The sequence below is a fragment of the Proteus sp. TSJ240517 genome (assembly GCF_047921575.1).
GTDB lineage: Bacteria > Pseudomonadota > Gammaproteobacteria > Enterobacterales > Enterobacteriaceae > Proteus.
Window position 1 is genome coordinate 183518 of record NZ_JBLRMH010000008.1, and the last position, 19570, is coordinate 203087.

Sequence of the window (19570 nt, forward strand, 5' to 3'; positions counted from 1 at the left end):
TAAACGCACTTAATTGCATCTATTCCCGTTTATCACTATTCATCACTATCCAGTTTTATTTGACTCTTTTTTAATCTTTAATTTTTGTGTTCTAACGCTAAAAAATTCACACAATTATTAATGTGATTATTCAAGTTCAGTAGAGCTAATATCTTCAGATGCAGTGACGGTATAAGGTGTCTTCTTGTTTTCAATCGCATTGAATACCGTTAACACCGCTTCATTTTGTTCATCAGAGTTACGATACAACCAATACTGTGTTTCAGGTAAACGAGGTAATCCTTCGCTTTCGCCTAAAATACGTAAATCGGCATTTTGCATTTCAAGTGGACGCGCAGTAATACCCACTTCTGCATTAACTGCGGCACGAACAGCTGATAAAGAAGCTGCTTCATAAGCAATACGCCATTGGATCCCAGCATCATCTAACGTGTTTATCGCTAATTGACGGAATGGGTTCGTTTCATCCATTACAACTAAAGGAATAGGCTCATTCATTTGTAATTGGAAATCTGGCGCGCAATGCCATAGCACTGGTGCTGTACGTAACGCTGTACGAGGATGATGACCAATACGTGCTGTTGTTAATGCTAAATCAATTTCATGATTATCTAGCATTGTTTCAATATATTGAGAACGCTTAATGCGAACATCAACAGCTAAACGTGGATACACGGATGCGATACGGTTTAATAAAAACGGTAATAAAGTATCAACAGAGTCATCAGAAGCACCAATACGTAGCTCCCCTTCTGCATCGCTATACGTTAATGATGCCGTTGCATCATCATTTGCACGCAGAATTTGACGAGCATAACCTAACAGTTGTAGGCCATGCTCTGTTAAAAGTTTATTACGACCATGGCGGGCAAAAAGCTCTCTACCGACCAATTGCTCTAAACGTTGCATCTGCTGACTCACAGCAGATTGGGTTCGACATACAGCAGCAGCGGCTGCTGCAAAAGTGTTCAAATCTGCTACAGCTACAAACGTTCTAAGCAGATCGAGGTCGAGATTCATTATCGGACGATTTGCATTAATCATTGTTTATTCTTCACTTATTTTTGATTTTTAAATTACATATACCTGGTGTTTTATATCAAAAGTCTAAAAAAGACTTCCGATTCAGACAGTACTCTACTCTGAAAAAGAGAGCAAAGACATACCGAATACTTTACATTTGTTTCTTATCGTTTACACCTCCTAGATGGAAAGGAATTGCATCTTTTTGTAACAAATTAAATTTTATTATCATTTCAAGCATTCACAAGAAAGAACTGTATACCGTCATCACAAGTTAGACTTAGATCATACTATATTGCTTTCTCATTCATAAATTTTAACATTTTGAAAATAATTTAAATTATCTTAACTATGCATTCGAATTTAAGTATCTTCCCCTATAAATTAAATTTAAGATTTAAATTTAATTTATACTTAAACTAATTGATTGCTATAGAATTAAATAGATTTAACCATATTATTTGAAAATTTAATATATTAAGCCAGATAATACAAATCCGATAAAATTATTCAATAATTGATTATGCAACATTTCATCTACCTGTGTATCACATCAACTTATTTCTAATCACCACACTAAAAAGCCCTCTTTCAATAGAATAATAATCCAGATTATTTTTCAAAACTGAAACATAAATCCGCCATAAGCAATACAATTAGTCATCAAAATAACATTCTAAGAATAAACTGACCTTTTACACCAAAAATTACCTAGCATCTTCAAAAGTTTGTAACGTAAGAGTAGAGTGATAGAACAGTTATTTGCTGGGACAGCCTTTTCATTTGTATCTTTCTATATGAATAGCAATCGGTGATAAATATCGCTAAGTCGCCATAATCACAATAAAGATACGAGTCAGACCCTATTAGGTAAACGCGCTATGAATCAGATTAAAAAATCAAACAAACTCGAACATGTCTGTTACGACATTAGAGGTCCGGTTTTGCAAGAAGCAAAACGTCTGGAAGAAGAAGGTAACAAAGTTTTAAAACTCAATATTGGTAACCCAGCACCTTTTGGCTTTGAAGCACCTGATGAAATTTTAGTAGATGTGATCCGCAATCTACCAAGCTCTCAGGGTTATAGTGACTCCAAAGGTCTATTTTCGGCGCGTAAAGCTATCATGCAGCATTATCAAGCTCGTGATATGCGTGATATCACGGTTGAAGACATTTATATTGGTAATGGTGTTTCCGAGTTAATCGTACAAGCAATGCAAGCCTTATTGAATAATGGCGATGAAATGCTAGTACCTGCGCCTGATTATCCTTTATGGACTGCCGCAGTTTCTCTTTCGGGAGGAAATGCCGTTCACTATATGTGTGACGAGCAACAAGGTTGGTTCCCTGATTTAGATGATATCCGCAGTAAAATTACAAAAAATACTCGCGGCATTGTTATTATCAACCCAAATAACCCAACTGGTGCGGTATATAGCAAAGATATTCTAATGGAAATCGTTGAAATAGCTCGTCAGCATGACCTGATTATCTTTGCAGATGAGATCTACGATAAAATTCTCTATGATGATGCAGAGCATCACTCTATTGCTGCAATGGCACCGGATTTATTAACCGTCACTTTTAATGGTTTATCAAAAACCTATCGTGTTGCTGGTTTTCGTCAAGGTTGGATGGTACTAAACGGCCCTAAAAAACATGCTAAAAGCTATATTGAAGGCTTGAATATGTTAGCGTCTATGCGTTTATGCGCTAACGTTCCGATGCAACACGCCATTCAAACTGCATTAGGCGGCTATCAAAGTATTAGTGAATTTATCCTTCCGGGAGGTCGCTTATACGAACAACGTAATCGAGCTTGGGAGCTGATCAATCAAATTCCTGGTGTTTCTTGCGTTAAGCCAATGGGTGCTCTTTATATGTTCCCTAAAATTGACTTAAATCGCTACAGTATTAAAGACGATCAGAAAATGATCCTCGATTTATTGTTGCAAGAAAAAGTGCTATTAGTACAAGGAACGGCATTTAACTGGCCACACCCAGACCATTTCCGTATCGTTACCCTTCCTCGTGAAGATGATTTAGATATGGCAATTCAAAAATTTGGTCGTTTTATCGTGGGTTATCACCAATAAGACTTATCAAATCAAAATAAAACGCAGTATAACAATCAGTTATATTGCGTTTTTTTATTTTCTTTTTTATTTACGTTTACATCTGTTAATTATCCACTCACAATAATCACTTCAATCACGCAATTGGGAGATATTATGAGTTACTTTTTTGCCCACCTTTCTCGCTTAAAACTCATTACTCGTTGGCCTTTAATGCGTAACATTCGCCAAGAAAATGTGTCTGAGCACAGTTTACAAGTGGCTTTTGTTGCCCATGCCTTAGCGGTGATTAAAAATCGTAAATTTGATGGCAATGTCAATGCCGAACGAATTGCATTACAAGCGATGTATCATGATGCAAGCGAAGTGATCACTGGCGATATGCCAACGCCTATTAAATATCACAATCCTCAAATTGCTCATGAATATAAAAAAATAGAAAAATACGCGCAGCAAAAACTAATTGAAATGTTACCCGAAGAATTACAAGATGACTTTCGCCCTCTTATTGATGAGCAATTACATAGCGAGGAAGAAACCTTTATTGTAAAACAAGCAGATAGTCTGTGCGCTTATTTAAAATGTCTTGAAGAGTTAGCAGCCGGTAATAGCGAATTTAATCTGGCTAAAAATCGGTTAGAAAAGACCCTAGCAGAAAGACATAGCCCAGAAATGGACTATTTTATGAAGGTGTTTGTACCAGGGTTTAGTTTATCGCTTGATGAAATTAGTGAGTGATAATAATCACTCACTTTAAAGTTGATACTATAATTTAATGATATAAATCAATCTTCATTTTTTACATCGTTTTTATCAGGATTAATATCCTTATCATTCATACCTTTTATATTTTCCATTTCCTTTATATTTTCCATTTCCTTTATATTTTCTGCTAAAAACTTCAATGTATTGGATTCAAAACTTACGATCAAACCTTCTGTTAATTTATTTAGCCTCTCAATTTTGCTATTATCTTTACCAATAACTAGATTTCTTATTCCTTTCATACCTCTAATAAATACATTACTTCTATTGATACTTTTTGTTTTTCCCATAGCAAGCATTATTATATCATTTTTATTTTCATTAAGTTTTAGTGCTTTCATATAATCTAATGTTTGGTCAATTGCCGAATTAACTGTCTCTAATCGTTTTTCTGAGTTTAATGTTGCAGCAAACTCTAAACCTTTATCTTTGATCATTTTTTCAATAATATTTTCGGCTTGTTCTAAATTAACATGAATATTATTGTCATTAAGATAGTGTTCAGCAATTCCTTGAAAAATATCATGTGTATTTAAATCACTTTTATTTCTAACAATATTTTTATTTTTAAAATCATTAACAAGTTCAAAAAGACCTTCTATTTTTTTATCAAATTTATTTGACTCCATTGTTTTTAATATATTTTTCGCTCTATTAGTGATATTCAACTTATTTTTTACAGCGTCTATATATCCTTGGTATTTCTCATTTAAATAATCCTTTACATACTCAACAGAATCATTCTTATTATTATTTTCTAATATAGAAAAGATTATTGCCTCATCTGCATTTTTTAATTCTAATGAAATAGAAAAATTAGTCATTGCTTTTGATGCTTTATCATGAAACTCAGGTGCTAATGAAGTAAAATTATTATACTTTGATAATATCTCATTCCCCACACTTTCTTTATTATTCATCAAATTATTCGCGATCAATCCTTTAAAAACAGTAGGACGTGTAGAAATAGCCTGTTTTATCTGTTTTAGATCATCGCTAACACTTTGAGTTAAATTTTTATTATTTACTCTTGCTGTTGATTTACCCTGGCTATTTTTTTCTATTATTATCTCTTTTATTTTATTACTTAATACTTTGTTACTTTCTTTTGATGTATGAATATTGCCATTAGTTTTAAACTCTCTACTATTGTTTGATATAGTGCTTATTCTCTTGTTATCTTGAGTACTTTTATCATTCTGAATCAAAATTTTGTTTGAGGTGCTTATTGAATTTATACACATTATATGTCTCTCTTATTAAATTATTTTCAGATCAATAATATGACTATACTTTTTTTTCTAAGAAAGATTTTCAGAAAACACACATTCATAGATATGTCGCATACATCAAATAAAAAACATCGCCCAATAAATAAAAAACGCTGTTTATTAATTAACAAACAGCGTTTCAGCAAAACAAAAGTATTAATATTTAGAATGGGAATAATAGCGGGATCAGGAAGACACTAATCAACATCACAATAACCGTAAATGGCACACCAATCTTGATAAAGTCGGCAAACTTATAACCACCCGGCTCCAGGATCAGCGTATTAACAGGCGATGAAACTGGCGTCATAAATGCTGCAGATGCTGCAACACCTATCACCATTGCAAACGGTAAAGGTGACACATTCATTTGATTCGCAGCAGCAATAGCTATTGGTGCCATTAATACCGCCGTTGCCGTATTGGAAATAAACAACCCAATTGATGCACAAAGTATAAATAAACACACCAACATCACTTGAGGGCCAGCACTGCCCGCCACATCCATTAAGCCATTAACAATCAGCTCTATACCACCTGTTTTTTGTAATGCGGCTGCAAAAGGCATCATACCGACAATTAAAATAATACTTGGCCAATGAATAGAGCGATAAGCACTTTCCATATCAATACAACGGAATTTACCCATTAATAAACAGGCAATAAGTGCCGCAATAAAATTAGGGACTTCATTCGTCACCATTAACGCCACCATTAATGCTAACGAAAACAATGCATGAGGAGCTTGGGATGAAGCAGGGGCAACAGTTTCAATTTCTGCAGCTAAATTTAACACAATAAAATTACGTGGTTTCGTCGAAAGAATACGGATTAACTTCCAATCACCAATCACCAACAACACATCACCAAGGCGTAATGGCTCATCGACAATTTTACCCGGTAAAGCACTTCCTTCACGACGAATAGCAACCACGTTTAGTCCATAACGGGTACGAAATTTAATTTCTCTTAATGATTTACCTAATAATTCGGAATCAGGATTCATGGAGACTTCAGCAAGCCCTACATCACGAGATTGTTCAGAAAAATATTCACCCCGCAATACCATTGGCTCTAATAGCTGTTCACGGCAAAACTCACGTAAATCGACATCACTGGCTGACATATCAACCAATAAAACATCACGCTCTCTTAATTCAGTACCCCCCGTTGCGCTAACCATAACACGCCGAAAGCGCCTCCAGCGTTCAATACCGACAACGTTTGCACCATAACGAGAACGTAAGTGTAATTCATCAAGTGAATGACCGACTAGCGGAGAACCTTTACGAATGGCTAAACGACGAGCACGCCCAGCTAACTGATAATCACGAATAAGATCACGGAAAGTCCGACGATAAGCTTCTTTTTGCTTACCATTATCGTTATTTCCTAGCCATCGACGTACCACCAGCATATAGAGAATACCTGCGAATAATACGGCGATACCAATAGGTGTAATGGAGAAAAACTGAAAACTCGGTAAACCTTCTCTGACTAATTCACTGTTAACAACCATATTAGGTGGTGTTGCCACTAAGGTCATTAATCCACTAATCAGTCCAGCAAAGCCTAACGGCATCATTAAACGACCTGGCGATGTTTTCATTCGAGCAGCAACACTCAATACAACAGGAATAAAGATGGCAACAACACCTGTTGAACTCATGAAAGCACCTAAACTTGCAACGCATATCATTAATAGCACAAGCATTTTAACTTCACTGCTACCCGCGACACGAACTAGCCAGTCCCCCATTTGATAAGCCACACCTGTTCTCACTAACCCTTCACCAATAACAAAAAGGGCCGCAATAAGTAATACGTTAGGATCGCTAAACCCTACCGTGGCTTCATTTAATGAGAGAGTACCGCTAAGAACGAATGCGATGATGACAAGTAAAGCGACCACATCCATGCGGATTTTGTTGGTCGTAAAAAGGACAATAGCTATCAATAGCAGGCTTAAAACCCATAATAATTCGCTATTCAAAATGGCCTCGATCAGCAATAAGTGAAAACAGTTTAAGACATCAATTCACTACATTGATAAGTAGACCATTTTTACAACAATAAATCTTCTAATATGATCAAAGAAAAGACTATCTTTTGTGCGTTATTATTACTTTTTCAGCTTGCTTCTCGATTTGAATATCATTTAAAGAATCAATAATTAAATGAATCTCATTACGGCGAGGGAGAGAAAGAGGGGCATGAACGGCAACAACTTGGCATCCCGCATCTAAACCAGAGTAGAGCCCCGCAGCTGCATCTTCAAAAACCACACAATCTTGTGGTAATAATCCCAACTTTTTGGCACCTAAAAGATAAGGCTCGGGATTAGGTTTACCTTTACTAATGCATTCCGCTGTAACCCAATGCTTAGGTTCTGGAATACCCGTAACAGATTGGCGTGTTGTTGCGATCGGAACCGTACCTGATGTGACAATCGCCCACGGAATATTTAAGTCATTAAGGCGATTAATTAACTCAATAGCCCCCGGAAGCGGGGCTAAACCTTCTATTTGTGTTGATTCTAATTTCTCTAACCAACGAAATGTCTCGGTTATCTCTTGTTCGGTGGCATTAGGCATAAAATGGCGAATCGACTCAATAGCAGGCTTTCCGTGGATGTAGTCATTAATCTCTTGTGTTGATACACCGACACGCTCACCAAATAACGCCCAACAATGTTCAACAACTGGTAATGAATCGACTAATGTTCCATCTAAATCAAACAGAAAACCTTTACATGTGATTGCCATATTTTATGCCTACTTTTACCTTATAGTGATGCGTTAACTATTATGTACTGCAATTACGCATTAAGTATTTGCTGGATTTCAACGGTGCTAAGGTGATATTGGCGAGGGCACGCTAACCAAACATTAAGCATTCTTTGGTATTTTTCCCACATTGGTGTTTGAGAGTTAAAACCATGACTGCCACTATCGAAATGCGTGTAACGCCCTTCTGTATTCACCATAAAACGCACATAGCTAAGATAGCGGGATTCTGTCGCCGCATCAAAGCCTATAAATGCGACACGTCGAGCATCTGGCATCTCTTGTTCTTTTAAGTTATCACGAGAAACTTGCAGTGCATGGTACATTTCCATGACGTTAATAATGGTACGGCAAGTCTCTTCTGACATTTCATCGAAGTCACGATCAAGTTCACGTAATTGTAATCCATAACCACGTTCAATAATTGTCTGATAGCGACGATAACGTTCAGCGTTATCAGGATCCATCATAGTCATCATTTTATACTGATTAGAGAGGATCAAGCGTTGTGCGTGTGTCATTTCCATCATTAATTCTCCAAAGAAATCATTGAGGAGAGCATGACATTAATCAAAAGTATTGAGTAGTGCTAACTACGCGTTTTTTGATCTCAACGGGGTAATTCAGATGACAATAATGACAAACGAAGAAGGTAGAACAAATGTTCTACACATCATCAAGAAAAGAACGATCCAGTTGCTTAAAAGCACGTTTTAATAAATGGGCTAAAGAAAGGTAAGTCGGTGTTTGCTCTACAGGGGCTAAAGCGATACCTGCTTCTTCAAATTTCTCACGAATTTCATAAAACCAGCGCAATAACGTAGCAGGAAGAGGCGTTGCTGCACGCTTGCCTAACCACCATAATCCTTGCATTGGCAAGCTACAAGCAAAGAGCGCTGTTGTAATTGCTGGCCCTAAATTGCCGCCTAATGCGATTTGCCATGTCATTGTAAAAATGGCGATAGGTGGCATATAGCGAATACCAAAGCGCGTGGCTTTGACAATACGATTTTCAGGGAAAACAGGCGCTAACTGCTTTTCAACCGGCCAGGTTTTTAAATACTCGTTACCCAAACGAAGCTTCTTAAAAAAGCCGGGGGGAGTCACTGTCGGTTCGCTCATAATGACCTCAATCAATTTCTTTTGTAACTTTTAAAAAATACCTATAAAGAATAAAAATCTTTTAGTAGAATTAAGTATATTTTGTCTTTGTTGCCTTTACTCTGTATCCTGTGCCCATTCTAAAGCTTTGTGGCAATAAAGCGCTATATTTTGTTTGCCGGCGTGATTTTCAACCCTTTTCGCCGATTTTAACGCGAAAAGTTAATGGGTGAATAAAAATCGTCCAATTAATGATTGGCAACTATAATTAGCATCAAGTTTTTTACTTTAAGCATGATGCGCGTCATTAATGTCATCATAGGAATGCGATAGGCTTTTATGATTGACGTTTTATTAACCACCGTCTTTATAATATAAAAGACACTACGACAACAAGATAAATAGGTAATTCCATGTCAAGTAAGCTGGTGCTGGTACTGAACTGCGGTAGTTCTTCTCTTAAATTTGCAATTATCAACCCAGAAAATGGTGATGAATTCCTGTCAGGTTTGGCTGAATGCTTCAACCTTCCTGAAGCCCGCCTGAAATGGAAAATGGATGGCCAGAAACACGAAGCTGCGTTAGGCGCAGGCGCTGCTCATAGCGAAGCATTAAACTTCATCGTAAATACTATTCTGGCTCAAAAACCAGAACTTTCTGCACAAATCGCGTCTATTGGTCACCGTATTGTTCATGGTGGCGAGAAATTCACTAAATCTGTCGTGATCACTGACGACGTTATCAAAGGTATTGAAGCAGCAATCCCATTTGCACCATTGCATAACCCAGCTCACCTTATTGGTATTGAAGAAGCACGTAAAGCATTCCCTCATTTAATTGAAAAAATGGTTGCTGTATTTGACACTGCATTCCATCAAACAATGCCAGAAGAAGCTTATTTGTATGCTCTGCCATACAGCTTATATAAAGATCACAGCATCCGTCGTTATGGTGCTCACGGAACTAGCCATTTCTTCGTTTCTCGTGAAGCCGCTAAAATGTTAAACAAACCTGTTGATGAACTGAACGTAATCACTTGCCATTTAGGTAATGGTGGTTCTGTTTCTGCTATCGTTAATGGTAAATGTGTTGATACTTCTATGGGGCTGACTCCATTAGAAGGTTTAGTCATGGGTACTCGTAGTGGTGATATCGATCCTGCTATCGTGTTCCATTTACATGATGCTTTAGGCATGAGCGTTGAAGACATCAACAAACTGCTGACTAAAGAATCTGGTTTATTAGGTTTAACTGAAGTCACTAGTGACTGCCGTTATGTTGAAGATAACTACGACACTAAAGCAGATGCTAAACGTGCAATGGACGTTTACTGCCATCGTTTAGCGAAATACATCGGTTCTTACTGTGCACTGATGGAAGGTCGTTTAGATGCTATTATCTTTACTGGTGGTATCGGTGAAAACGCAGCAATGGTACGTGAATTATCACTGAAAAAACTGGCTCTGTTAGGTTTTGAAGTTGATCATCAACGTAACTTAGATGCACGTTTCGGTAAATCAGGCACTATCACTACCGATAACAGCCGTCTTGCTGTTGTTATCCCAACTAACGAAGAGTTAGTTATCGCTCAGGACGCAAGTCGCCTGACCGCTTAAGTTCTTTGATGTACTGCCAGTGTAATACTGGCAGTACTGTTTTACATAACGAGCAACCGATATTTAAAGAGGTTTCCGTGTCCCGTACAATTATGCTAGTCCCAACTGATACACGCGTAGGTTTAACCAGCGTCAGCTTGGGTGTTATCCGTTCTATGGAACAAAAAGGCGTTAGCCTGAGCGTGTTCAAACCAATTGCACAACCTCGTGTAAAAGGCGCGTTAGATCAGACAACTGCGATTATCCGCTCTCACTCCACTATTCAATCATCAGAACCTTTAAACATGGATTATGTTGAGTCTCTACTCAGCTCAAACCAAAAAGATGTTTTGATGGAAGAAATTGTTGCTAGATACCATGAAAACACCGCTGATGCAGAAGTTATTCTCATCGAAGGTCTGGTACCTATGCGTAAGCACCCTTTTGCACAATCATTAAACTATGAAATTGCAAAAACATTAGGTGCTGAAATTGTTTTCGTTACTGCATTAGGTAACAACACTGTTGAACAGCTAAAAGAGCGTATCGAATTTGCGCGTGCTGAATTCGGCGGTGTAAAAAACCAAAATATCACAGGCGTTATTGTTAACAAACTAAATGCACCTGTTGATGATCAAGGCCGTACTCGCCCTGACTTATCTGAAATCTTTGATGATTCAAGTAAAGCGATTATCTCTAATGTCGATTTAAAAACCATCGAAAAAAATAGCCCACTGCCTTTACTGGGTTGCATTCCATGGAACTTCGATTTAATCGCCACTCGTGCAACAGATATGGCAAAACACTTAAATGCGACTATCGTCAATAAAGGCGATATTGAAACCCGTCGTATTAAGTCTGTTACTTTCTGTGCACGCAGTATTCCACACATGTTAGAGCATTTCCGTCCTGGTTCACTTTTAGTGACTTCAGCGGATCGCCCTGATGTATTAGTTTCGGCATGCCTTGCAGCAATGAATGGCGTTGAAATTGGTGCAATCCTACTAACAGGTGGTTACCAAATCGATGCACCAATCAAACAACTTTGTGAACGTGCATTTGAAACTGGCTTACCAATCTTTATGGTTAGTGCGAACACTTGGCAGACCTCTTTAAATCTGCAAAGCTTTAGCTTAGAAGTTCCTGCTGATGACCATGAACGTATTGAAAAAATTCAGAACTACGTTGCTCAACATATCAATACACAATGGATTGATTCACTGACAGCGAACTCTGAACGCCCTAACCGCCTATCACCACCAGCATTCCGTTATCAGTTAACAGAACTAGCACGTAAAGCGAAAAAACGTATCGTTTTACCTGAAGGTGATGAGCCACGTACTGTCAAAGCAGCAGCAATTTGTGCTGAACGTGGTATCGCAACTTGCGTACTGTTAGGCGATCCTGAAGAAATTCGTCGTGTAGCAACTGCACAAGGTGTTGAATTAGGTACAGGCATTGAGTTAGTCGATCCTAAAGAAGTCCGTGAAATCTATGTGCCTCGCTTAGTTGAACTGCGTAAAAGCAAAGGTATGACAGAGGTTGTTGCTCGTGAACAGTTAGAAGATAACGTTGTTCTTGGCACATTAATGCTGGAAAAAGGTGAAGTAGATGGCCTAGTTTCTGGTGCTGTTCATACTACCGCTAACACTATTCGCCCACCATTACAGTTAATCAAAACTGCACCAGGTAGCTCATTAGTGTCTTCTGTGTTCTTTATGCTGTTACCTGAACAAGTTTATGTTTATGGTGACTGTGCAATTAACCCAGATCCAACAGCAGAACAACTGGCTGAAATCGCAATTCAATCTGCAGATTCTGCAATTGCATTCGGTATCGACCCACGCGTTGCGATGATCTCTTATTCTACTGGTAACTCTGGTGCAGGTAGCGATGTAGAGAAAGTTCGTGAAGCAACACGTTTAGCACAAGAAAAACGCCCTGATCTGATGATTGATGGTCCTTTACAATACGACGCGGCTGTTATGGCTGACGTTGCTAAATCTAAAGCGCCAAATTCACCTGTTGCAGGTAAAGCGACTGTGTTTATCTTCCCTGATCTGAACACCGGTAACACTACTTATAAAGCGGTACAACGTTCAGCTGACTTGGTTTCAATCGGACCAATGTTACAAGGTATGCGTAAACCAGTGAATGACCTTTCTCGTGGTGCATTAGTGGATGATATCGTCTACACCGTTGCGTTAACAGCAATTCAAGCAAGCCAACAAGAAAACGCATAATTACTGAAGTTCGCTTCAAATAAAAAACGCCAGATGATTGATTTCATCTGGCGTTTTTTTATTCTACAGATTTTTAATTTACTAAAATTCGAAGCAGTGTCAACATCGATTCTGTCTCCTTTATAAAGGAGAGTCAAGAAAAATCTCGCATATAAACTCCCAATACAAATACAACTAACACATTGATTTTAATCGTTTATTTATATTGTTTTTATTCAAAAAAAGATAGAAATGAGGTAGGTTTCTGTTAGTATGCAGGTGGGTGCTTGGATCATTTTGGTTCAAGCATTAGTGAGAGCCAAAAAGACGAAAGCCCCGAATTCTATTTTATTAAAATCCGAGGCAGTCTCAAACCAGACAACTTGATTCTGCCTCCTTTATAAAGGAGTGTCAAGAGAAATGGCTAAATTTGCCCTGATGGGGCTGATTGCTGTCTGTGTGACAGCACTGTGTTTATCATTACTTAGACATGAAAGATTATGCTCTTTCAATATTCGTAGTGGTCATACAGTAGTTCAAGCGACTTTATCTTGCGATAAATAGCTTTGTGAGGGAATTTTCCCCCACAATTTCTCATCACACGTTGTTGCGTTTTGTGGTTACAAGCACCCTACTTTAATCCACTAATACCCGTTGATTGGTTGCACCCCATAAAATCGACATCTCTGTAAATAATGCACCACTGATATCTTCAACTTCTTCAGCTGTAATTTCGCTATTACCTTGCTTACCAAAGAACACGACTTCATCCCCTGATTTGATATTTTTAAGATCTGTAATATCAACAATCACCGTATTCATTGACGTTTTACCTAAAACAGGCACACGTTGGCCACCAATTAAAGCATGCCCTGCATTACTAAAAACGCGACGATAGCCATCTGCATAACCGACAGGAATATTCGCTAATACCGAGTCACGTTTTAGTGTGTAAGTACGGTCATAACCAACAGTATTACCTTTAGGATAATAATTGATTGAAGCAATATTCGATTTAAACGTCATAACACGTTTGTAATCTGTACTTGCGATAGTATCGCCATAGAAAATTCCGCCCACACGCACCATATCTAGCCATGATTCAGGTACGGTAATTGTGGCGAACGTATTTGCCATATGCAGAGTGACATCTTTACGATTTAGTCCTGTAACATCCAATACCTTTTGTGATTGCTGTTTAAAACGAGCAAGATCTTCTCTTACTTTATCAGCATCTTCTTCAGGATAGTGAGACATAATGCCAACCACTTTAAGGTTAGCTAATTGAGCAATTTTCTTCGCCTCTTCAAGCCCTGCATTATTATTCACTTCTAATCCATTACGAGACATTCCACCTGAATTTAAAGCTAAATGAATAGGGATCACTCTATTTTGTTGTTTAGCAATGGCATCTAATTTTCTAGCCATATCTAAATTACCAATCAATTCCTCCACGTTATAGCTTGTTGCCTGAGCCATCTCTTGCTCTGTGGCATTACGTACACGCATTAAACGGCCTTGGAATCCTAGATCACGAACTTCTTTTAGCTCTTGGTTATTCGTTACGCCAATACATTGCACATTATTTTCAATCATAACAGGTGCAACTAATGATAAATCATGACCATATGCATCGCCTTTTAAAACAGCACAAAGAGAGGATTTATCACCTAAAAGTGATTGTACTTTCTTCACATTAAAATCGAGCGCACTACGTGAGATTTCAATCCATGAGTTATTCACGATTGCAGGTTGAACCTGCGCCGTTTGAGTCACGGGAGGATTGTGATTAATCGGTTGTTGGCAAGCAGTGATAACAAAAAGTGGTAACAACGCAAGATATCGAATACCAAAAGACATCTTCTTTTTCCTTAGTGATTGTGATGTAAACCTATTTTTATAATTAATTAGGTACGAAAATATACACACAGTGAATATTCACTCAGGATAATAGCATTATTATTCATAAAATAAACATATAAATTCACATAAAAAAACGCCCCAATGAATTAATTTCAATGAGGCGTTTATCTATCTTAATTCTTAAAACAATCAGCGAACAATAATACCTAACAGAATACCGATAACACCAAAGTCTGCATCACTAAATGTAGTGTTAGCAATACCGATATCGCCAAGCACAGGCAAGAGGAATACAGGTAAGAAGGTAATTAATAAACCTTGAGCAAAGGCACCTAAAATAGCACCACGACGTCCACCGGTTGCATTACCAAAGACCCCCGCTGTTGCACCTACAAAGAAGTGAGGAACAACACCTGGAATGATCACCGTCCAATCTAAGGCATAAAGAATGAACATACCGATAACGCCAGCGGCAAAGCTACTTAAAAAGCCGACCAATACCGCATTAGGAGCATAAGGGAACACCACTGGACAATCTAAAGCGGGTTTTGCATTAGGGACTAACTTATCAGAAATACCTTTAAATGCTGGAACGATTTCAGCAATCACCATACGTACACCTTGCAGAATAATATAAACACCTGCTGCAAAGGTTATGGATTGCATCAATGAGAACATAAACCAGTTTTTGCCACCACTGACTTCACGAACAAAAGCATCGCCCGCAAATAAACACGTAATGATAAAAATAATACCCATTGTAAAGGCGATGGCAACAGGCGTATCACGTAAAAATAGTAAACTTTTAGGCACATTCATCTCTTCGGTTGAATGCTCTTTATTACCAAATTTACTGCCGATAAAACCAGCAACAACATAAGAGATAGTCGAGAAGTGTCCTAATGCCACATCATCAGAACCGGTAATTTTTTTCATATAAGGATGAGCAATGGCAGGGAAAAACACCATTGAAATCCCAACAACTAATGAACCTACCGCAACTAATACTGTACCTTCTAAGCCAGCGGTTGCCAGAATAACCGCCACCATCATAGACATAAATAAAGTATGGTGACCCGTTAAGAAAATAAATTTCCACGGGGTTAAACGTGCAATTAAGATATTAATCAACATGGCAAAGAACATAATCATAGCCATCTCTTTACCAAAGCTTTTTTGTGCAATAGAGACAATCGCCTCATTATTTGGCACAACGCCTTGAATACCAAATGCATGTTGGAAAATTGTTGAGAAATCACCCAGTGAGTTGATAACTAACCCTGCACCTGCGCCTAAAATAACAAAACCCATAATGGTTTTTACGGTGCCTTTGATACATTCTGTCACTGGTTTTTTCTGGGCGATTAAACCAATTAATGCGATCAAACCCACTAAAATGGCTGGCTCTGAAAGCACATCACTCATTAGAAAGCGGAAAAAGTCCATGATAGGCTCCTTATAACGCGCCTAATTCACGTAATGCGACAGAAAGCTTTTCTTTCATCGCTACTTTGTCAATCATGTTATCCAATGAAACAACCTTTCCATTTACCGCTTGTGAATTGAGTTGCTCTGCAATATCACGCGTACCTACATAGATATCACTTGGTGTGCCTTTTGCTGATCCCAGATCAACGTGATCTACTTCTGCATTCACAGAAATATCTTTTAGGATACTTTTGATGCTCATTTCCATCATTAAGCTACTACCTAAACCATTTCCACACACAACTGTAATTTTCATGATATTCCCCTTGGTAATTTAAATCATCATTAATAATTGTTGATAACGGCTAATACATCCGTTTTGCTTTTCGCATTAAATAGCTTTTGAATATCTGCATCGTTATCAAAAAGTTCGGCTAATTTCACAATGGCATTAATATGGCTATCGTTATCTGTTGCAGCCAAAACAATCAGTAATTTCACTGGATCGTTTTCATCAGCACCAAATTCAACACCTTGCTCAACAATCGTTAATGCAAGAGAAAGTTGATTAACACCATCTTCAGGACGAGCATGAGGCATCGCAATACCGGGGCCTAAAACATAATATGGCCCTATTTTTTCGTGTGATTTGTAAATTGCATCGATATAACGAGGTTCAATACAACCTTTATCAATCAATGGCTGACATGCCACTTTGACTGCATCTCTCCAATCGATAACGTTTGGAACCACTTGCACCACATCGGGCGTTAATAACGTTTTAAGCATACTTGCAACCTCGATAAGACTCTCTATGAGCTTCGTTATTAAGGATAGTAATCATTAATGGTAGCGCTATCTAGATAGATCATTCGTAATTGTGATAGCGCTATCATTTTAATGAAATGTTAATTGCAGAAAATGCCAACAATTGACACTGTATTGTTTCAGCATAATAGGAAGATTTCAGGTAGGATCTGCGGTTAATAAAATAGGCTAGGCAAGCATAATAACAAATGATCAAAACACGTAAGCGCCGAAATACAGGTCGAGTCACATTACAAGATGTCGCTAAACATGCAGGAGTCGGATCAATGACCGTCTCTCGTGCATTGCGAACCCCTGAATTAGTTTCTGATAAGTTACGAGAAAAAGTTAATCAAGCCGTAGAGGAACTTGGCTATATTCCTAATGCCTCGGCAGGTGCTTTAGCTTCAGCACAAAGTCATATTATTGCGGTACTGTTGCCCTCCTTCACAGATAGAGCCAGTGCAGATTTTATGCAATCTTTACAACAAATACTCAATCGCCATCAATATCAAATTTTAGTGGGTTGCTATGAGCACCAACCTCATAAAGCCAGCGATGTGATTAATATGCTGTTGCAAAGTAATCCTGCCGCATTAGTTGTCTTTGGTTCACAGCTTAGCCCAACTCATTTTTTGCATATCAGTAATGCCAATGTGCCTGTTGTCAGCGTTGCCAGCCAACTAGATGAACAAGCCGCTATTAGTATTGATTGTTCTTATGAGCAAGCGGCATATGATTTAACAAACCATTTAGTCACCCGAGGAAAGCGTTGTATTGGCTATATTGGTGCGTTACAAGGACAACGCCTGCACCACCAGCAAATAACCGGTTGGTCACGAGCGTTACTCAAAAATTATTTAAATGCTGAGCAAAGTGTCACTACACCTGATCCCGCATCTATGGCATACGGTCGACAAGCATTAACAGAGATTTTATTGCGCCAACCCGAACTAGATGCGGTCATTTGTAGCCATGAGAGTATTGCATTAGGTATGATTTTTGAGTGTCAACGTCGATTAATTAAGATCCCACAAGATCTGGCTATCGCTTGTTTAGAAGGCTCTGAAAATAGTGATCAGATATCCCCTTCTCTCACATCAATTCGTTTTGATTATCACAAAATGGGAAAAGAGGCAGGAAAACATCTGATAGCACTTTTACAACGTTTAAGAGACGAAGATGATAACGCTATATTCGAAGATACCGTTATCAACTATGCTTATCGATTTGAGTTAGGGCAAAGCACCCCTTAGTCCACAGTTTCTCTACTTTCTAGGCGTGTACTGTTGTTACGTGTTAACCAAAGAGAGAGGGCTTTTAATGAATCAGGCGTGAATTCATCACAGCGCTCAGTAATTTCAGAGGGAGTTAACCAACACACTTCCTCAATTTCTTCTGCTTGCAGTGCGAAGGGTCCATGAGAAACACAGCTAAACAAGCTTCCCCATACACGGCAACTTTCATCATCATAATAAAATTGACCATGCTCAGCAAAAGGGACTCCAGCAATACCTAACTCTTCTTCTGCTTCACGACGCGCACTTTCAAGTAAATTCTCACCTTGCTGAACCACACCACCCGCAGTAGCATCTAACCAACCAGGATAAAAATCTTTTATTTCAGTTCGACGCTGCGCCAAGATTTTCCCCATTCCATCATGAACAACGATATAAGTTGCTCTATGTCTTAGATTTTCAGCTCGCATTTGTTGACGTGTTGCTTGTGCAACGACTTCATTTTTATCATCAACAATATCAACCCATTCAACCAATGCCGTCTTTTCTTGTTCCATCCTCAACAAACCTTTTTTAACCGATACTAAACGATCGTAATTTTTATCCTGAATATACCAAAATCACTATTTTTCACCACTACAATAATCATACGTGACTTGTTTTATCCATCTTGCGCTTTTTTGCTTTTTATGATGTTAAAAGGCAGACTGTGATTATATTGTCTATTTAGTGCCTACTTTATTTTGGAGCTTTTAATGATTGACTTATATTATGCAGATACCCCAAATGGCCAAAAAATAACGCTTTTTCTTGAAGAAACAGGCATACCTTATCAGTTACATCGCATCGATATTAGTAAAGGCGATCAATTTAAACCTGAGTTTTTAGCAATTTCACCCAATAATAAAATTCCCGCGATTGTAGATAATTCACCTATTGATGGTGGTGAGCCTATCTCTATTTTTGAATCAGGTGCTATTCTTATCTATCTAGCTGAAAAAAGTGGCAAATTGCTCAGTCAAAATTTACGAGAAAAAACAACACAACTACAATGGCTGTTTTGGCAAGTGGGGGGATTTGGCCCAATGTTGGGACAAAATCATCACTTCACCCGTTATGCCACAGAAAAAGTCCCTTATGCGATTAAACGTTATACTGAAGAAACACAGCGTTTATATAGTGTATTAGAGAAAAGGTTAGCGCAGTCACCTTACCTTGGGGGCAAAGAGTACAGCATTGCGGATATCGCCACATATACATGGGCTCGTCTGCACGATCACCACAATATTGATTTAGCAAATTATCCCGCAATTGATAAATGGCTAAACAACATTAACCAACGCCCAGCAACGAAAAAACTCTTTAGCTAATATAAGCAATTTATATATCAGGATGA

The 19570-nt window shown here is 38.1% G+C and carries 18 protein-coding genes; 7 read left to right on the forward strand and 11 right to left on the reverse strand.

Annotated elements, in window-relative coordinates:
* Window positions 1-126: 126 nt before the first annotated feature.
* Window positions 127-1044 carry a transcriptional regulator HexA gene (gene hexA / locus ACNARN_RS14470; protein WP_109374122.1) on the reverse strand — a complete coding sequence of 306 codons (918 nt, stop codon included), beginning with the start codon at window positions 1042-1044 and terminating at the stop codon, window positions 127-129.
* An 860-nt stretch (window positions 1045-1904) separates the two neighbouring features.
* Here hexA and ACNARN_RS14475 point away from each other — a divergent pair.
* Both ACNARN_RS14475 and yfbR read left to right on the forward strand, forming a co-directional pair.
* On the forward strand, window positions 1905-3119 hold the full coding sequence (locus ACNARN_RS14475) for a pyridoxal phosphate-dependent aminotransferase (RefSeq protein ID WP_100158515.1): 1215 nt from the start codon (window positions 1905-1907) through the stop codon (window positions 3117-3119).
* 135 nt (window positions 3120-3254) lie between these two features.
* Entirely contained in the window at window positions 3255-3836 is a 582-nt protein-coding gene (gene yfbR, locus ACNARN_RS14480) for a 5'-deoxynucleotidase (protein WP_049203494.1), read from the forward strand.
* Window positions 3837-3883: 47 nt separating this feature from the next.
* On the opposite strand, the gene ACNARN_RS14485 is transcribed toward yfbR, so the two are convergent.
* The 5 genes from ACNARN_RS14485 to yfbV form a co-directional block, all read right to left on the reverse strand.
* On the reverse strand, window positions 3884-5107 hold the full coding sequence (locus ACNARN_RS14485; RefSeq protein WP_416304601.1) for a hypothetical protein: 1224 nt from the start codon (window positions 5105-5107) through the stop codon (window positions 3884-3886).
* A gap of 190 nt (window positions 5108-5297) precedes the next feature.
* Window positions 5298-7127 (reverse strand): SLC13 family permease, encoded by a 1830-nt coding sequence (locus ACNARN_RS14490; RefSeq protein WP_196735072.1) that lies wholly within the window; start codon window positions 7125-7127, stop codon window positions 5298-5300.
* Window positions 7128-7236: 109 nt separating this feature from the next.
* On the reverse strand, window positions 7237-7899 hold the full coding sequence (locus tag ACNARN_RS14495) for a sugar phosphatase (protein WP_198619764.1): 663 nt from the start codon (window positions 7897-7899) through the stop codon (window positions 7237-7239).
* 53 nt (window positions 7900-7952) lie between these two features.
* On the reverse strand, window positions 7953-8447 hold the full coding sequence (locus tag ACNARN_RS14500) for a YfbU family protein (RefSeq protein WP_100158514.1): 495 nt from the start codon (window positions 8445-8447) through the stop codon (window positions 7953-7955).
* A 139-nt stretch (window positions 8448-8586) separates the two neighbouring features.
* A complete protein-coding gene (gene yfbV, locus ACNARN_RS14505) occupies window positions 8587-9042 on the reverse strand; it encodes a terminus macrodomain insulation protein YfbV (RefSeq protein WP_069367978.1) in 456 nt (151 codons plus the stop codon).
* A 392-nt stretch (window positions 9043-9434) separates the two neighbouring features.
* Here yfbV and ackA point away from each other — a divergent pair, with 392 nt between their 5' ends.
* The 3 genes from ackA (at window position 9435) to ACNARN_RS14520 (ending at window position 13402) form a co-directional block, all read left to right on the forward strand.
* Window positions 9435-10637 carry an acetate kinase gene (gene ackA / locus ACNARN_RS14510; RefSeq protein ID WP_109374116.1) on the forward strand — a complete coding sequence of 401 codons (1203 nt, stop codon included), beginning with the start codon at window positions 9435-9437 and terminating at the stop codon, window positions 10635-10637.
* A 77-nt stretch (window positions 10638-10714) separates the two neighbouring features.
* Window positions 10715-12859: a phosphate acetyltransferase gene (gene pta / locus ACNARN_RS14515; protein WP_109374115.1), complete on the forward strand. Its 2145-nt coding sequence runs from the start codon at window positions 10715-10717 to the stop codon at window positions 12857-12859.
* A gap of 399 nt (window positions 12860-13258) precedes the next feature.
* Window positions 13259-13402, forward strand: a complete 144-nt coding sequence (locus ACNARN_RS14520; RefSeq protein WP_109374114.1) for a Hok/Gef family protein — start codon at window positions 13259-13261, stop codon at window positions 13400-13402.
* A gap of 72 nt (window positions 13403-13474) precedes the next feature.
* Here ACNARN_RS14520 and alr read toward each other — a convergent pair whose 3' ends face one another.
* The 4 genes from alr to ACNARN_RS14540 form a co-directional block, all read right to left on the reverse strand.
* A complete protein-coding gene (gene alr, locus ACNARN_RS14525; RefSeq protein WP_416304602.1) occupies window positions 13475-14698 on the reverse strand; it encodes an alanine racemase in 1224 nt (407 codons plus the stop codon).
* 192 nt (window positions 14699-14890) lie between these two features.
* The gene (locus ACNARN_RS14530; RefSeq protein ID WP_196533828.1) at window positions 14891-16147 is read right to left on the reverse strand and encodes a PTS ascorbate transporter subunit IIC; all 1257 of its coding nucleotides are present in this window, start codon (window positions 16145-16147) and stop codon (window positions 14891-14893) included.
* 10 nt (window positions 16148-16157) lie between these two features.
* Window positions 16158-16445, reverse strand: a complete 288-nt coding sequence (locus ACNARN_RS14535; protein ID WP_196533829.1) for a PTS sugar transporter subunit IIB — start codon at window positions 16443-16445, stop codon at window positions 16158-16160.
* Window positions 16446-16474: 29 nt separating this feature from the next.
* Window positions 16475-16918, reverse strand: coding sequence for a PTS sugar transporter subunit IIA (locus ACNARN_RS14540; protein WP_198619763.1), 444 nt, complete (start codon window positions 16916-16918; stop codon window positions 16475-16477).
* 227 nt (window positions 16919-17145) lie between these two features.
* Here ACNARN_RS14540 and ACNARN_RS14545 point away from each other — a divergent pair, with 227 nt between their 5' ends.
* Window positions 17146-18192 carry a LacI family DNA-binding transcriptional regulator gene (locus ACNARN_RS14545; protein ID WP_416304603.1) on the forward strand — a complete coding sequence of 349 codons (1047 nt, stop codon included), beginning with the start codon at window positions 17146-17148 and terminating at the stop codon, window positions 18190-18192.
* Here ACNARN_RS14545 and yfcD read toward each other — a convergent pair.
* Window positions 18189-18731 (reverse strand): NUDIX hydrolase YfcD, encoded by a 543-nt coding sequence (gene yfcD / locus ACNARN_RS14550; protein ID WP_099073791.1) that lies wholly within the window; start codon window positions 18729-18731, stop codon window positions 18189-18191. The two genes, ACNARN_RS14545 and yfcD, sit on opposite strands and share 4 nt — an antisense overlap.
* Window positions 18732-18929: 198 nt before the next feature.
* Between yfcD and ACNARN_RS14555 the strand changes: the two genes are divergently transcribed.
* Entirely contained in the window at window positions 18930-19544 is a 615-nt protein-coding gene (locus ACNARN_RS14555) for a glutathione binding-like protein (RefSeq protein WP_109374109.1), read from the forward strand.
* Window positions 19545-19570 lie beyond the last annotated feature (26 nt).

Coding starts and splice junctions, on each gene's coding strand:
- hexA (WP_109374122.1), bottom strand. CDS start 1,044: ATGATTAATGCAAATCGTCCGATAATGAATCTCGACCTCGATCTGCTT.
- ACNARN_RS14475 (WP_100158515.1), top strand. CDS start 1,905: ATGAATCAGATTAAAAAATCAAACAAACTCGAACATGTCTGTTACGAC.
- yfbR (WP_049203494.1), top strand. CDS start 3,255: ATGAGTTACTTTTTTGCCCACCTTTCTCGCTTAAAACTCATTACTCGT.
- ACNARN_RS14485 (WP_416304601.1), bottom strand. CDS start 5,107: ATGTGTATAAATTCAATAAGCACCTCAAACAAAATTTTGATTCAGAAT.
- ACNARN_RS14495 (WP_198619764.1), bottom strand. CDS start 7,899: ATGGCAATCACATGTAAAGGTTTTCTGTTTGATTTAGATGGAACATTA.
- ACNARN_RS14500 (WP_100158514.1), bottom strand. CDS start 8,447: ATGGAAATGACACACGCACAACGCTTGATCCTCTCTAATCAGTATAAA.
- yfbV (WP_069367978.1), bottom strand. CDS start 9,042: ATGAGCGAACCGACAGTGACTCCCCCCGGCTTTTTTAAGAAGCTTCGT.
- ackA (WP_109374116.1), top strand. CDS start 9,435: ATGTCAAGTAAGCTGGTGCTGGTACTGAACTGCGGTAGTTCTTCTCTT.
- ACNARN_RS14520 (WP_109374114.1), top strand. CDS start 13,259: ATGGCTAAATTTGCCCTGATGGGGCTGATTGCTGTCTGTGTGACAGCA.
- alr (WP_416304602.1), bottom strand. CDS start 14,698: ATGTCTTTTGGTATTCGATATCTTGCGTTGTTACCACTTTTTGTTATC.
- ACNARN_RS14530 (WP_196533828.1), bottom strand. CDS start 16,147: ATGGACTTTTTCCGCTTTCTAATGAGTGATGTGCTTTCAGAGCCAGCC.
- ACNARN_RS14535 (WP_196533829.1), bottom strand. CDS start 16,445: ATGAAAATTACAGTTGTGTGTGGAAATGGTTTAGGTAGTAGCTTAATG.
- ACNARN_RS14540 (WP_198619763.1), bottom strand. CDS start 16,918: ATGCTTAAAACGTTATTAACGCCCGATGTGGTGCAAGTGGTTCCAAAC.
- ACNARN_RS14545 (WP_416304603.1), top strand. CDS start 17,146: ATGATCAAAACACGTAAGCGCCGAAATACAGGTCGAGTCACATTACAA.
- yfcD (WP_099073791.1), bottom strand. CDS start 18,731: ATGGAACAAGAAAAGACGGCATTGGTTGAATGGGTTGATATTGTTGAT.
- ACNARN_RS14555 (WP_109374109.1), top strand. CDS start 18,930: ATGATTGACTTATATTATGCAGATACCCCAAATGGCCAAAAAATAACG.